This window comes from Pseudoalteromonas sp. JSTW (genome assembly GCF_013423925.1).
GTDB classification, from domain to species: domain Bacteria; phylum Pseudomonadota; class Gammaproteobacteria; order Enterobacterales; family Alteromonadaceae; genus Pseudoalteromonas; species Pseudoalteromonas lipolytica.
This window is the reverse complement of sequence record NZ_CP058972.1, coordinates 3,043,751-3,058,654: the sequence shown is the minus strand read 5'-3', so window position 1 is coordinate 3,058,654 and position 14,904 is coordinate 3,043,751. Positions and strand designations below refer to the sequence as shown.

Below are 14,904 nucleotides of genomic sequence, written 5' to 3'. Positions count from 1 at the left end.
TCGGAGGCTTTTTTCTGTGTGATATCCCAAAACCTCATTGTTATTCCTCCAATATCTCCTTTTATCTCTCTCGTAGAGTGATAGGGAGTGTTAATACACCTTAGTAGGTAGTAAGCGCAGTTAATAAAGGCATTGCTTTACAGTGCGCCTATTCATAGGGGGTAGAGGTGTTTTTGGCTGCACGGCGGTTACCTTTATTCCTTGATTTACATCAATTCTTTTTTAGTAAGTCGGCTCAGAATCAAATTAATAAAACCGTTTGGAGACGACAATGGCGAGTGAAAAATTTAACCTTTTTTCCTTTCAAGGAAAAATGAAAATCTTACATCTTAGTTGGCTTGCATTCTTTATCACCTTTTTTGTGTGGTTTAATTTTGCACCGTTACTACAGGCTGTAAAAACCACCTTGGGATTAAGTACAGAGCAAGTAAAAACACTACTGATCTTGAACGTGGCTTTGACCATTCCTGCCCGCGTGATTATTGGCATGCTAACCGATAAATACGGGCCAAGGTTAGTCTATTCATGTTTGCTGATTGTCAGCGCAGTACCTTGTTTAATGTTTGCTTTTGCTGATAGTTTTTTGCAAGCTGCCATTGCTCGTTTTTTACTTGGGTTTATCGGCGCAGGCTTTGTTATTGGTATCCGCATGGTGTCTGAGTGGTTCCCTCATCACGAGTTAGGCACCGCAGAAGGTGTGTATGGTGGCTGGGGTAACTTTGGTTCCGCTGCTGCGGCTTTTTCACTGCCTACGTTGGCATTAATTTTTGGCGGCGATGATGGTTGGCGTTATGCAATTGGTATTACGGGTGTAATGAGCTTTGTTTATGGTTTTATTTATTATTTTAATGTAACCAATACACCTAAAGGCTCGACGTACTTTCGTCCTAAAAATTTAGGGGCGATGGAAGTCACTTCTAAAGGCGATTTTTTCTTACTCCTAATCATGAAAATCCCTATGTATGCAGCAATGGCATTACTGGCTTGGAAACTCTCACCCAATGGTGTTGGGATGATTGAAGCAAATGTCGTACACCTTATTTATGGTGGGTTAGTGCTGTTGTACTTGTTTGAAGTTAAAAAAGTGTGGAACGTAAATAAAACGGTATTTGAGCAAGAAGTACCTGAGTTACATCGCTATAGTTTTAAGCAAGTAGCTGTGCTGGATATTTTGTATTTTACAAATTTTGGTTCTGAGCTTGCTGTGGTGTCAATGCTGCCGCTATTTTTTGCTGAGACCTTCTCGCTCGACCCTGTTATGGCAGGGATGGTGGCCGGTGCGTATGCATTTATGAACTTAATGTCACGCCCAGCAGGTGGGTTTATTTCAGATAAGTTTGGTCGCCGTACAACGTTACTTATTTTAACCGCCGGTTTAGCCGCAGGTTATCTGTTAATGGGCATGGTTAATTCGCAGTGGCCATTATGGTTAGCAGTTGCAACAGCCATGGCGTGTTCTTTCTTTGTTCAATCAGGTGAGGGTGCTGTGTTTGCGGTCGTGCCATTAATTAAACGTCGCTTAACAGGGCAAATTGCAGGGATGACAGGGGCATATGGTAACGTTGGGGCAGTTACATTTTTAACTGTGTTATCGTTCGTTGATTATGCAACTTTCTTTTATGTTATCGCCGGTACGGCAATGATTGGCTTTGTTACTTTGTTCTTTATGGATGAACCGCGAGGTCAAATTGCTGAAGTACGCGAAGACGGGACTGTTGAACTGATTGATGTATCACACAAATAAATCTTAATACGATAGAAAAGCCAGCTTAAGCTGGCTTTTTTCGTTATTAACTAAGGGGATGTTTTAACGTTATGACAAACCTTATTTATGACTTAGGTCTAAATACTTGAACCACAGATTCATCACATTCTAAGTAAGGCCCTTCAAGTAAATCAATACAATAAGGCACCGCAGGAAATACGGCATCAAGACATTGACGAATCGCTTTGGGTTTGCCCGGTAAGTTAATAATTAATGAGCGGTCTCTTATCCCCGCTGTTTGTCGAGAGAGTATAGCCGTTGGCACGTATTTTAAGCTTTCAGTACGCATTAACTCACCAAATCCTGGCATCATTTTGTCACACACCGCTTCTGTGGCTTCGGGGGTTATGTCTCGTTTGGCGGGACCCGTTCCACCTGTGGTAATGATTAAAGCGCATTGTTCTTGATCGGCAAGCTCGCATAATGCCGCTTCAATTAAATGTTGCTCGTCTTCGACTAATCGATAGCATGCCTGCCATGGCGAACTTAAATAGTCATTTAATGTATCGGTGATAGCGGGTCCCGATAAGTCATCGTACTGGCCTCGGCTTGCGCGATCACTAACAGTCAAAATTCCAATTTTCGCAGTCATTTTCATCTCTTTACAATTCATTTATTCGCACTCTAGCAAAGTGATGGGTAAAGGTAACTCCTCCAAAGTAGGTAGAGGTGTTTGGGGGGCGCTCCGTTTCGCTGCATTTTATTTTTGACAGGAGGGGGTTTTGATTGGCTACCCATTTTGTTCTTTTGGCAGAACTAAGCTGCTTTGATCTAGATCAAGTTTCAAACTGGCTTAAAACGGTGTTGATACTATATATTGATCATATTGAAATTTAAAACACAATATGTAGTGGTTTATGTTTAATGTATTAGAACCCCAAGTGTGCTTTCAAGAAGTCCCCGGACACATTGCGTTAGGCTTTGTGTGCACGGGGTGCCCCTTGCGCTGTCCTGGGTGTCATAGCGTTGATACATGGGATCCAAAGCATGGTGAGCGGTTAACATCGCAACGCTTTCTAGGGTTACTTGAGCGCTATAAGCACTTGATAACTTGTGTGGTGTTTTTTGGCGGAGAATGGCAGGAAGGTGATTTAGTTTATTTTTTAAAGTTAGCAACGCAGCAAGGCTTAGCAACGTGTTTGTATACCGGGCTTGAGGATGTGTCGGAGCAATTAAAAGCACAGCTGACTTATGTAAAAACGGGCCGTTATGTCGCTGAATTAGGTGGCCTGGCGAGCCATTTAACTAATCAACGATTTATTGAAATTGCTTCGGGTAAGGTACTTAACTCATTATTTTTAAAAGGATAACAAAAATGTCTATGCTGAATTGTGAACAATTAAAAGAAAAAATGCGTTTCATCGAAAACTATACACAGGCCAAGAATGCGGCCGATGGTTCTAAAGTGGATGCGAATGCAAATGTGACATTAAAAAATATAGCGACGCTAGAATCAGAAATAATGAAAGACTTTTTCATTCACGTTAATCGCACTCAGGTTAGTAATAAAATAACCGCGCTTTTCGGCGAGTCATTGGGCAAAGAGTACCTTCGACAAATTGAGAATCATGAAATTTATGTGCATGATGAAACGAGTTTAAAGCCTTACTGTACTTCTATCACCATGTATCCATTTTTATTGGATGGGCTAACCAAATTAGGGGGAGAGTCTAAGGCACCCAAGCATTTAGAATCGTTCTGCGGCAGTTTTGTGAATCTTGTTTTTGCAATTAGCGCGCAGTTTGCAGGGGCTGTCGCGACGGTCGAATTTTTAATGTATTTTGATTACTTTGCGCGTAAGGATTACGGCGATGATTATTTAGTTACTCACTATAAACAGATAGAAAATCACTTACAGCACGTCGTGTACGCTTTAAATCAACCCGCTGCTGCACGAGGTTATCAAAGCGTATTTTGGAATATCTCGTTGTACGATAGTGCATACTTTGAGGCTATGTTTGGTCATTTTGTGTTTCCTGATATGACGGCTCCAGATTGGTCGTCTTTAAAGGCACTGCAAGACATGTTTTTAAATTGGTTTAACCAAGAGCGAAACAAAGCTGTTTTAACATTCCCTGTTGTCACCGCTGCCATGCTAGTAGAAGACAATGAACCTAAAGATAAAGAATTTGCATTGATGTGTGCCGAAAACTTAAGTCAGGGCGGCTCATTTTTTGTTTATCAATCAACCGATGCTGATTCATTAGCCTCATGCTGTCGACTTCGTAATGAAATTAGCGATCATAGTTTTTCGTATAGTTTAGGCGCGGGGGGCGTTTCGACGGGCTCTATCAATGTTATTACACTCAATATGAATCGATTGGTGCAAGATGGCAGAGACCTAGCAACAGAAATAAGAAAAATACATGCTTATCAAATCGCGTATCGCACCTTAATGGAAGAGTACCAGCAAGCGGGCATGCTACCGGTGTACGACGCAGGGTTTATTTCCTTTAACAAGCAATTTTTAACCATTGGTATTAATGGCATGGTTGAAGCCGCAGAGTATTTAGGTATTCAAGTGGGGGTTAATGATGCGTATAAAGAATGGGTGAAAAGTCAGTTAGAAGTGATTTATAAAGAGAATCGCTTAGCAACAAAAGAGACCGGCTTTTTATTTAACACTGAGTTTGTTCCTGCTGAAAATTTAGGGATAAAAAATGCCAAATGGGATAGCGAAGATGGCTACTTCACGCCAAGAGAATGCTACAACAGTTATTTCTATTTAGTAGAAGACACAACACTAAATCACCTTGATAAGTTTATATTGCATGGTAAATCGATGACAGAGTTTTTAGATGGTGGCTCAGCACTGCATTTGAACTTAGAAGAGCATTTAGACACTGAGCAATATATGCAGTTATTTAATGTGGCAGCGCGAACGGGGTGCAATTATTTTTGCATTAATGTGAGGATCACCATTTGTAATCACTGTGAGTATATCGATAAGCGCTCAAGGCAATCATGCTCACAGTGTGGTTCAACAGATATTGATTATGGCACACGCGTGATTGGCTACTTAAAAAGAGTGTCGTCATTTAGTCATGGCCGACGCAAAGAGCACAAATTGCGACATTACCAATGCACAAAAGTACAACAATCAGCGTTAGCCTAACAATGTAAAGGGGCGTCTATTGCCCCTTTTGCCTTAACCTTGCATAAAAAGAATATTATTTTCTAAATGAATGTGCTCGTTTAAATCGTTGTAGAGCTCATGTATTTTGGCATAAAGACGCTGCCAGTCTTCATCAGCATCGTGCGGAGGAGTAAACTTATTGGTGAGTGTGGTTAATTTTTCGAGTGCCTTCTCGTGCTCTAAGTGCTCTGCTTCCATCACACTAATAGGACCCGATGGATAATAACCTTTCATGATCATTGGGAATAAAATGGCCTCTTCTTTCATCATATGTTCTTCAAGTTCATATTTCATTTGCGATAAATGAGATTCCAGATGATGAGGGTAGTCAGCATGATCAGTATTTTTTAATTTCACTGCTTTGGTTAATTGGATCAATTGTTGAAATTGCATTCTGTGCTTTTCATGAAAATTATCGATGATATGCGCAATGAGCTTAATGGGCGATTGCGCCTCCCAGTTTATGTTACTGCCAGAAATAGCTTGTCCAATATGAGTGTGTTGCTTGGTGGTTGAGTTATCTTCATTGACAAGGTCAATAGCATTAGCGCTTTCGCTCGCTATATCATTTGATGTTTCTGTACGAGCAGACATTCTCAATCCTTACTTTTAAATGACGAATGGTTTAATCAATCTAGTTGAAACATAGGACGAAAGATATTCCTCAAAGGGGATAGAAAACGCTTAACCTTTACTAGGTAGTGCCCGTAAAAATTCATTTAATACCTTACCTAATAGGGGATTTCCCTCATGCCATGTAGGGATTGATCCTGATAGCTGCCAACTTCATTCGGCTATTTAATTAGAAATGTAAATAAAACATTAACCATTTTAGGCGTCAATTCACGCAAGGTAGGTGTCAGATGAAACTATTAATGAAAAATATGGCGGTTGGTTTAACGCTTGCAGGATTCAGTTTAAACGCAGCGGCAGCCGCAGTGATAGGCTCTCAATTAGAGCAACAGCTTAAAACTATGTCGCTCACAGACAAAGCGATGGTGGTTGTAAGTTACGAGCAAATGGAAGCACTTAAAGCCACACAAATAAGTAAGTTAATTAATCTAGGTATCACACAAAGTGTGCAATTTAAGTCATTACCAATGATTGGTGTTGTTGCATCACCTACACAAATTAAAAAGTTAGCAGCAATGGAAGGGGTTCGCTCTATTTTTGCAAATAGACCTTTAACTTATTACAACCTAGAAGCGCGAGAAATTACGGGGGTCGAAAAGCTTCAATCAGACGAATTCACGGCTAATAATGGGATGACGTTCACAGGTAAAGGCGTCACCGTTCTTGTCAATGATTCTGGTATTGATGCGTCACTCGCTGATTTAGAGTATGGCGCTAAAGTCATTGAAAACGTGCAAGGGATTACTCATGCCAGTGCTATTTCAATTACTGGTGCAAGTGGTGTGTGGATTGAAGGCCAACTTAACACCGATTTAAATGTAGGTCATGGCACACACTGTGCGGGCACTGTGGCTGGTTGGGGAAGTCATTCTGATGGTAAGTACCAAGGTGCAGCACCGGGTGCTGATTTAATTGGTTATGGTTCTGGCGCAGGTATTTCTATTTTGGATGCTCTGGGTGGTTATGACTATGCCATTACCCATATTTGGGATTTTAACTCGCCGATTCGTATCATGAGTAACTCATGGGGAAGCAGTGGTAAGTTCGAAAGCCATGATCCTATTTCATTGGCATCTTACAAAGCTTACAAGTTGGGTATGTTATCAGTGTTTGCTGCGGGTAATTCAGGTTCAGGCGAAGATACTCACAACCCATATGCACAAATTCCATGGGGAATGTCGGTGGGTGCAGGCACCAAGCAAGGTGATTTAATTGATTTTTCATCACGGGGTAAAAGTGGTGAACAAGGCACCTTTACTATGCCAGACGGCAGTGAGTGGCAGTATAAAAATGAAATAACAATAGTCGCACCGGGAGTGGATATTATTTCGACACGCGCAAAAACGAACATCGTATCGAACGGCGGTGCAGATGACATTGACGCAATTGAAGCTGAATACTTACCTTATTACACAATGATTTCAGGCACGTCAATGGCCACCCCCCATGTTGCGGGTGTGGCTGCGCTGATGCTGGAAGCAAACCCCGACTTAACACCGCTGCAAATTAAACAAATTATGCAAGAAACAGCGACAAACATGCCGGGCTATCAGGCATGGGAAGTGGGCGCTGGTTATGTCAATGCGTATGCCGCTGTAGCTGGCGCATTGGGTTATAACGCTGAAAATAGTGTCACAGTAAATAACTTAAACGACTTTAATGCGAATGCCATTATTGTGGATGACAGCTCACCCACCCCATTTGAAGTGTTCTACTCACCAGTGGGTGAACCAGAGGAATTTACCTTTACTGTTGGCAGTGATGCTGCGTTTATCAATGTGGCTGCAGATGTGCTGGCGAACACCACTAAACTCAAACTTGAAGCACCCGATGGCACGGTTTATTTTGGCAACTTAACCTTGCCAGTACTTGATACTTCAATGCGTGTTTCAGCGCCAGCACAAGCCGGAGAGTGGAAGTTATCTGCATTTGGTTTGACCTCGTTATCAGGTGTAGAAGCCGATCCTACAGGTGTCACAAATGGCCCAGGCTTACCTGAGTTTATTAGTGGTGAAATTAGTATTTTGAAGTCAGGTGGATACCAAGGGCTTAATGATATTTTTGTTCACCCAGCTCGAAAAGCGATTGAGTTTGCGGTTAGTGAACGACTCGTTGATGGTCACGATGATGGCTACTACCGCCCTGATGTAAACCTATCACGTGCAGAGCTTGCTCAGTATCTTGTGATGGGAATGGCAATCAGACAACAACGTGACATTCTGGCGACACAAAAACCGGCCTTTGTGGATGTTATGTCTGGTAGCGATGCGTTTGTCGATGCCGTTACGTCAGTAGGCTCAGCGTTAAAAGACCGTAAACAAGAGCAAAATCCAGTAATGTTAGTATCGGGTCAGTCATTTAATCCGACGGGCACAGTTAGCAAAACCGATTTAGCGTACTCATTAGTGCAAGCACTTGGCTTACAATCGCAGGCTGGCAATCACACGGGCGATATCACGGTTGCTTACAACGGCGAACAAATCCCGCTTCGTGATAGCAATGCGATACCTAGCGAATTAAAAGGGTATGTGCAATTGGCTGTTGATATGTCGCTGTTAGGTGTCCGTTTTGAGCTTGAACAGGGTCGCTATGATTTAACACCGACGCTTGTTGCTTACTTTGAACCAGACACCGTAGTAAGCCGGGGTGATTACGCGGTGATTATTGGTCGAGTGTTCAATCAATATTTAAGATAGTTAAGTCCTTGATGAATAAAAACCAACCTGAAAAATGGTTGGTTTTTATTCGTTATTTTTCATTAAAAACTTGCGAAATACCCCAGTCGAAAGTAAGTTTAATGTTGTAGTTTGTTAAATAAACGTGTTACTTCGGCTTGCCGTCGTCACGAGAGAGTTGAGAATATGAGCCAGTTCAAGACGTTTTACATCATTGCATTTGCTTTAATAATGATGCTTTCAAGCCCCGTATCACACAGCACAGAATTAGTTAGTGTCAATGTTCAAGGTAATACTGTTGAGGCCGTGATTAACCTCCCTGCAAATATTTCAGCAGATATCACCCTTGAATTTGAAAATGCAGTAGGCCTTACCGCTGATAACATAGGTATTACAGCCGAAATTATTGATATCACGTCGCTTAATCTTTTGCAGCGACTACCAAACAGTAGCAATATTTCTTTGCAAGCGCTTTTTCCAATGATGATTACTATTGAGCCTGATACCAGTGGCGGTTTTTCGTTTTCGGGAGTCGCGAGTGTTGACATTCATACGCACAATTTAGAGTACACAGCGGGTACGCCGCTACGCTTTTTTAAAGCACCTTTGGGTGGTGAGTTTAAAGATATTACCACAACAATGGGGGCGGGGAGTTACCGTGCTCGCGGTTCAACAGGCCGCTTTTCACAGTTTATAATTGTCGCTGATTTACGCCCTGCAACCGTTGTGATCAATACAAAGTTTAACGACTTACAAACGGCGTTAAATGCTTTTTCTAGCCAGATTGACAGTGTTGTTTATTCAACACTATTGCAAGACGTCGCCGATATTAATCAAGCAATCATGACGCTTGATTACAGCTCAGCGAGTAGCAAAGTTAGCCTGTTTATTAATAATGTGAAAGCTAATCGAGGCCAAGCAATTCCAGATGTGTGGCGCTCAAGCCGAGATGTCGATAACGTGATGGGTGAGCTGATAGCTTATGCAAATACGTTACGCTTTAGTTTGAGACTTGCCAATTAAGAATAATAAGGTTTGTAGAGTAGTTGTGTATGCCCGCTAGAATTACGGTTTGTTATACTGATCAGCCTGCGATGGAAAGCTATTTATACGAACAGAGTGGATACCTCATAGGACGTGCGAAAGAGTGTCAGTTAATTTTGGAACACCCAACGGTGTCACGTCAGCATGCTCGTGTGTCGCACAGTAATGATGCATGGCAACTTAATGATCAACGAAGTTTAAACGGCACGAAAGTAAACGGTGCCGTTGTCACTCACTCAACCCTTGCTGATGATGCAATCATTTCGATTGGTGAGTTAGATTGCTTGTTTGAAGCAAAGTCAATGTCGCAAATAGCGGCCATTAATGAGCATAACACCTGGCGATTAACACAAAGTAAGTTAGCCTCACCGTCTTCTAATACAGACTATTTAAAAGAAAGCCTAATTGCCCAATTACATAACCTAATTACGTTAACAGGCACGCAGCGTGGTGTGTTGCTATTAGGCGAACAATTAGATTCATTACAAGTATGTATCGCACAAGGTTTCAAAACGGGTGATTTTAAATTGAAACGCTTTGAAGGCAGTGTTGGTGCAATCTCTCGTTGCTTTGAAAAAGCAGAACCCGTGGTGGCTATGGATGTGTCGGTACATGACTTACTCAAACACCGCGACAGTATTCAGTTGAAAAAAATATCCTCGCTAGCGTGTATCCCGTTACTATTTGACGGTCGAGTTGTTGGGGTTGTGTATACCGACAGCCAATTAGCGGGAAAAGTACTGACTGATTTAGACATCGAAATTTTCCACAGCATGGGACTTCAAATTGAGGCCGCAGTGCAAGCCTTACTGTTGCAACAATCTATTGATAACTTACAAAAAGTGGTTACAGATAAGCACGTTAACGAAAATACTGGCTATACTTTATTTAATTTATGTCATTAACCCCTGTTAAATAGGTGATATGAGCAATAACGACGTTTCTAAAAATAGCAGTGATGAATTGCATGAAACTCAGGTAATTAGCTCACCGACTTATCTTAAGCCTGGCGAATGTTTACTTGGCCGTTTTGAGATTGAAGCCATGTGTGGTCAAGGTCAGTATGGGTGTGTTTACCGCGCCTACGACAAACAGCTTGATACACACATTGCCATTAAAGTACTTAATCAATCAATTAGTCAGCAATCAGATGCGATTGCAAAGTTCAAACAAGAATTACTGCATTTACGTCAATTAAGCCACCCGACTATTTTACGTGTTCATGAATATTATCATTGGCAAAATCTACATTTTATAACGATGGATTGGATTGATGGCCAATCGCTAGAAGAGGCTAGCCTGACTTTTCAGAGTCGTGAAGAGCTTATTACATTTGTCAGCCAGTTATTAGAGGCATTGGTTTTTGTGGAGCAAGCCAATGTTGTTCACCGAGATATTAAACCCGCCAATATTATGCTCGATAAAAAGGGACGACTGTATATTTCAGACTTTGGTTTATCGGTGTTAGAAGGCAGCGCAGATGTGGGCGATATTGTGGGGACGGTTCATTATGCCCCTCCAGAGTATTTGCAGTTTGGGGCTGTAAATTCGACTACTGATTTATATGCGGTTGGCGTGGTGTTGTATCAGCTGTGTTGTGGTGAACTTCCCTTTACTGGACAAAGCCTTGATGAGGTATTAACGGCAAAGCAGCTTAATAAAGCAAAATGTCGCGTAAAGCATAAACAACTGGCTTTTATTGCGCCATTTATCAACAAACTTATTCATTCTCAAGTTAACGCACGTTTTAAAAATGCCACTGAGGCACAAACGGCATTTTTAAAACAAATTAAAGAAAAACCGCACAACATTAAAAAACACTCTATGTTGATGGCTGTCGTGGTGGTTATAGGCTTGTTTATTATGGCTGCGGTATTTTTAAGCATGCCACACGATACTCCCCAACAGCCTGAGAAAGAATACTATGCAGTGGCTGTTTTACCTTTACAAAGTAGCGACGATAGCGTTGCACAAGGGCTTGCTGAATATATTAACTATCAACTGCATGAATTAGGTCATTTACGAGTAGTAGAGCAAGGCAGGTTAAGTCAGTTGCTCTCTCAACTTGGAATTACAATGCCGTTAGATGAGCAAAAGCTAGCGCTGGTGGCTGACTTATTAAATGTAAGCTACCTGATTGCTCCGCAACTATACCCAAGTGGTTCAGAGCAACACGATATTAAATTTAATGTTTATCAGCTTGAAGGACACACATTACAGAAAAATACACTCTTAACGAGCGATTTTAACCAAGCTAATTGGCAACAAAGCGTGTCGAGTTTTACCGAGCGTTTTTCACAGCAATTGCAATTATCAACTGAAGTGAAGGCATTACAAGTTGACCCTCAACCTGCAGGTGAGTTGTTTATTGTGAAGTCGTTCCTGCAAAAAGGTGAGTTTGAAAAAGCGCAAACATCGTTATCGCAGTTTTTAGCCAAGCACCCAAATTCAGGACTAGGGTGGTTACTGCAAGGTGAATTATTGCTTGCCACCCAGCAATTTTTTGATGCTGAGAATGCTTACAATCAGGCCCTTAAGTTTGCTGAAGATAAAACCTACACAGCAAAATTTGCCAGTGCGAGGCTTAATGATCTCGCCGGTAAAGCAGAGCAAGCTCAAGCTGACTATGCAGCCCTTGTAAAGGCATTTCCTTATGATGTGGAATTAAAAATAGCCCTTGCAGAGTTTTATTTTCTGACAGAGCAACATCAAAAAATGGAAGCGCTGTTGCTTGAGGTCGTTAACCTTGACCCTTATCATCCCGATGCATGGTTTATGCTTGGCCGAGCTGCATTTTTACAAGGGCAGTATCAAAAAGCGGTTGATGAGTATTTTGTTAAAGCCTTAGTAACTGCCAAAAAATCGAAAAATGCGTATCAAGAAGGCGAAGCGCTGAATGCGTTTGGTGTTGTTTACAATCAACTCGGGGAGATTGATTTAGCCTTTGATTACTACCGTCAAGCACTCGCTATCCGCGAAAACATTGACGACATTGCTGGAATGGCAACCACCATGGGTAACCTGTCTTCATTGCACCTTGCTAAAGCACAGTACACAGAAGCAGAACGCTATTTACAACAGAGCATTTCATTGTACGAGCAACTAGGCGATCAAGAAGGACTATCGCATACCTTTAACGAGTTAGGGGTGCTTGAAGAAGAGCAGGCTTTGTATCAAAAAGCACTTGAATATTATCAGCAAGGCCTCGACATACGCATGACGCTTGGCAACCAAATGCTGCAAGCCGAGAGTATGAATAACATCGGTTTCATGTATTTTATGCTGTTAAATAAAAAGCATGCGTTGGTTTATTGGCGTCAGGCTGAGCAACTGTATCAAGGTATTCAATACCCCTTGGGTATCATCCATGTAAGGCAGAATTTAGGGCAAATTGAATTAGCACAGGGAAATTGGCGAAACGCGTACCATCTTTTCAATAATACACTGGCAGATGCTAAACAACTCAATAGCACGTTTGAGCAATGGGTATCGCGTAGTTACTTATCTAAATTGACCTTTTTGCAAGGAAATTTTGCAAATAGCATCACTGAGTTAAGCGCCATTTATGAGCAAGCAAAGTCATTGCAAGATATTCGCGCGATGAGTGAATTTGGCTTGTGGCTTGTTGATTGGTCGTATCAATTAGGTGATATCACCGGCGCAGCATCAACAATCGCGAGCTTAAAACAAGATATCGCCGATAAGGGCAACCGTGAGTATGTTAGCCGACTTGCATTTTACAGTGAGCTCATAACGGGTGAGATGATCACTCAACAACAAATGAGTGAGCCCATGAGCAAAGATCATAGTCAGGGCGCTATTTATATTGCCAAGCTCATTTATGCGGCTCGTGAAGCACTGCGTCAACAGCAAGATATTAGTGCTCATTTAGCGGCGCTGGGTAATGTTGATTTTACCTTATATCAATACGCCTATCTTGAGTATTTAGAGCTGCTTGCTGTACAGCAGTTTATGCAACAGCAATGGCCTGATTTTCAGGCAACGCTAAAACAGGCTGATATTCTGCTTCGTAAGATGGGAGGGTACTGGCGGAGTTTTCAATTTGATCGATTAAGAGTGCAGTTTGCTTATCACAATGAGCAAGCACCCAGTAGCTTAAAAGCAAAGCTTAATTCAGAGTTAAACACTTTATTGGCCAATCTTCCTAAAGACAGAAAGGCTGAATTTTTAAACTATCAAAGTTATTTTCAACTTGATGATTCGTTACAGGATTTGGCTGGTTATGAATAATGATAAGGATATCACCTCGCTGGTGGCAGAGCTTAATCAAAAGCAGCAGCAAATTTCGCAGCAACTTTCAAACTCTAATGAGCAAATGCGTGGTTTAGCAAAGCGTGTTTGGCAGGTGCAAGAGAATGAGCGAAAGCAAATAGCACAAGAGCTGCATGATGGGGTTGGGCAGCTACTCACCGCTTTAATAAATCAATTACAGCAAGCAAAAAATGAAGCTCCCAGCCATGCTCTCAATGAGAGTATTGAATTAGCTCGCCAAGCATTATCAGATACTCGGGTTATATCACGGCTTATGCGACCGCGCATATTAGACGATTTAGGCCTTGTGCCTGCACTTGAGTGGTTGGTGAGAGTGATGTCTGAACAGCAGGCGTTTACTATTAACTTACATCACCAAGTTGATAATAACCTAGCCAGTGATATACAAACCTTGGTATTTAGAGTGGTACAAGAAGCGCTGACCAACGCCATTAAACATGCGAAGGCAAGCCTAATTACCATTAATGTGATAGCAACAAAAAGCTTGTTAATGGTCAAAGTAAAAGATAATGGTCAAGGTATGGAACTACAACCTGATGATCTAACAACAGGCTTTGGCTTAGGGGCAATGCGAGACCGAGTTATGGCATACGGTGGTCAGCTAACGGTCACGACTGCGCCACAGCAGGGCTGCGAAATTAAAGTGCTAGTAACAGGAAATAATTAATATGATTAGCGTACTGATTGCTGATGACCACACTATTTTGCGCCAAGGTCTGGTGAGTTTACTGAGCAATGACCCTGATATTCGAGTACTTGCTGAAGCGGCAGATGGTTTATCTGCCGTACAAAAAGCACTTGAATTAAAGCCAATGGTGATTGTTATTGATATTAGCATGCCAGAATTAAACGGCATGGAAGCGGTTAAACGACTTCATGAGCAGTTACCAGAAGCTAAAGTACTGGTGCTAACCATGCATGAAGAGCAAGAATACGTAATACATATGGTGCGGGCTGGTGCATCTGGTTACTTGTTAAAAGACAGCGCCAGTGATGAGCTTATAGATGCTGTAAAAGCACTTGCTAAAGGGAAAACCTATTTTAGCCAATACGCTGCCAGTGTATTAGCAACCATGTCATTAAAACCGGCTGAAACCTGGGATGACCCTTATCGTAATTTAACCAGTCGTGAGCGTGAAGTTTTTCATCTTATTATCGAAGGTAAAACCACCAAAGACATTGCTCGCTCATTAGATATCAGTGTAAAAACGGCTGAAAATCATCGTGGTAAAGTGCTTGATAAGTTACAAGTCGCCAATGCGGCTGAACTGGTCCGTTACGCTGCAAAATATAATTTACTCATATAAAGGTGTTTTAACCTTCTTGCTCTAGGGGTTTTCCCCCATTTTTAAAAGCCT

Annotated in this window: 11 protein-coding genes; 9 read left to right on the top strand and 2 right to left on the bottom strand. The window is 41.7% G+C overall.

Annotation, left to right across the window (positions count from 1 at the left end; translation table 11 throughout):
* Positions 1 to 271: 271 nt before the first annotated feature.
* Positions 272 to 1,744, top strand: a complete 1,473-nt coding sequence (locus GZH31_RS13770) for a NarK family nitrate/nitrite MFS transporter (protein WP_065978357.1) — start codon at positions 272 to 274, stop codon at positions 1,742 to 1,744.
* An 85-nt stretch (positions 1,745 to 1,829) separates the two neighbouring features.
* Here GZH31_RS13770 and mog read toward each other — a convergent pair whose 3' ends face one another.
* Complete coding sequence (mog, locus tag GZH31_RS13765; protein WP_036973017.1) at positions 1,830 to 2,357, bottom strand: molybdopterin adenylyltransferase; 528 nt, start codon at positions 2,355 to 2,357, stop codon at positions 1,830 to 1,832.
* 265 nt (positions 2,358 to 2,622) lie between these two features.
* Between mog and nrdG the strand changes: the two genes are divergently transcribed.
* Together nrdG and nrdD are read left to right on the top strand one after the other, a co-directional pair.
* Positions 2,623 to 3,075: an anaerobic ribonucleoside-triphosphate reductase activating protein gene (gene nrdG / locus GZH31_RS13760; RefSeq protein WP_065978358.1), complete on the top strand. Its 453-nt coding sequence runs from the start codon at positions 2,623 to 2,625 to the stop codon at positions 3,073 to 3,075.
* A 5-nt stretch (positions 3,076 to 3,080) separates the two neighbouring features.
* Positions 3,081 to 4,880 carry an anaerobic ribonucleoside-triphosphate reductase gene (gene nrdD, locus GZH31_RS13755; protein WP_180311115.1) on the top strand — a complete coding sequence of 600 codons (1,800 nt, stop codon included), beginning with the start codon at positions 3,081 to 3,083 and terminating at the stop codon, positions 4,878 to 4,880.
* 33 nt (positions 4,881 to 4,913) lie between these two features.
* Here nrdD and GZH31_RS13750 read toward each other — a convergent pair whose 3' ends face one another.
* Positions 4,914 to 5,495 (bottom strand): hemerythrin domain-containing protein, encoded by a 582-nt coding sequence (locus tag GZH31_RS13750; protein ID WP_083633662.1) that lies wholly within the window; start codon positions 5,493 to 5,495, stop codon positions 4,914 to 4,916.
* Positions 5,496 to 5,764: 269 nt separating this feature from the next.
* On the opposite strand from GZH31_RS13750, the gene GZH31_RS13745 reads away from it, so the two are divergent.
* From GZH31_RS13745 to GZH31_RS13720, 6 genes are all read left to right on the top strand, one after another.
* Entirely contained in the window at positions 5,765 to 8,230 is a 2,466-nt protein-coding gene (locus tag GZH31_RS13745; RefSeq protein WP_218977102.1) for a S8 family serine peptidase, read from the top strand.
* A gap of 165 nt (positions 8,231 to 8,395) precedes the next feature.
* Positions 8,396 to 9,232, top strand: coding sequence for a DUF6689 family protein (locus GZH31_RS13740; protein ID WP_180311114.1), 837 nt, complete (start codon positions 8,396 to 8,398; stop codon positions 9,230 to 9,232).
* A 29-nt stretch (positions 9,233 to 9,261) separates the two neighbouring features.
* Complete coding sequence (locus GZH31_RS13735; RefSeq protein ID WP_180311113.1) at positions 9,262 to 10,158, top strand: FHA domain-containing protein; 897 nt, start codon at positions 9,262 to 9,264, stop codon at positions 10,156 to 10,158.
* 19 nt (positions 10,159 to 10,177) lie between these two features.
* Positions 10,178 to 13,504, top strand: coding sequence for a serine/threonine-protein kinase (locus GZH31_RS13730; protein ID WP_180311112.1), 3,327 nt, complete (start codon positions 10,178 to 10,180; stop codon positions 13,502 to 13,504).
* Complete coding sequence (locus GZH31_RS13725; protein ID WP_180311111.1) at positions 13,497 to 14,213, top strand: sensor histidine kinase; 717 nt, start codon at positions 13,497 to 13,499, stop codon at positions 14,211 to 14,213. Before GZH31_RS13730 ends, GZH31_RS13725 begins: the two co-directional genes overlap by 8 nt.
* A 1-nt stretch (position 14,214) precedes the next feature.
* On the top strand, positions 14,215 to 14,853 hold the full coding sequence (locus GZH31_RS13720) for a response regulator transcription factor (protein WP_180311110.1): 639 nt from the start codon (positions 14,215 to 14,217) through the stop codon (positions 14,851 to 14,853).
* The last annotated feature ends 51 nt before the right edge of the window (positions 14,854 to 14,904 follow it).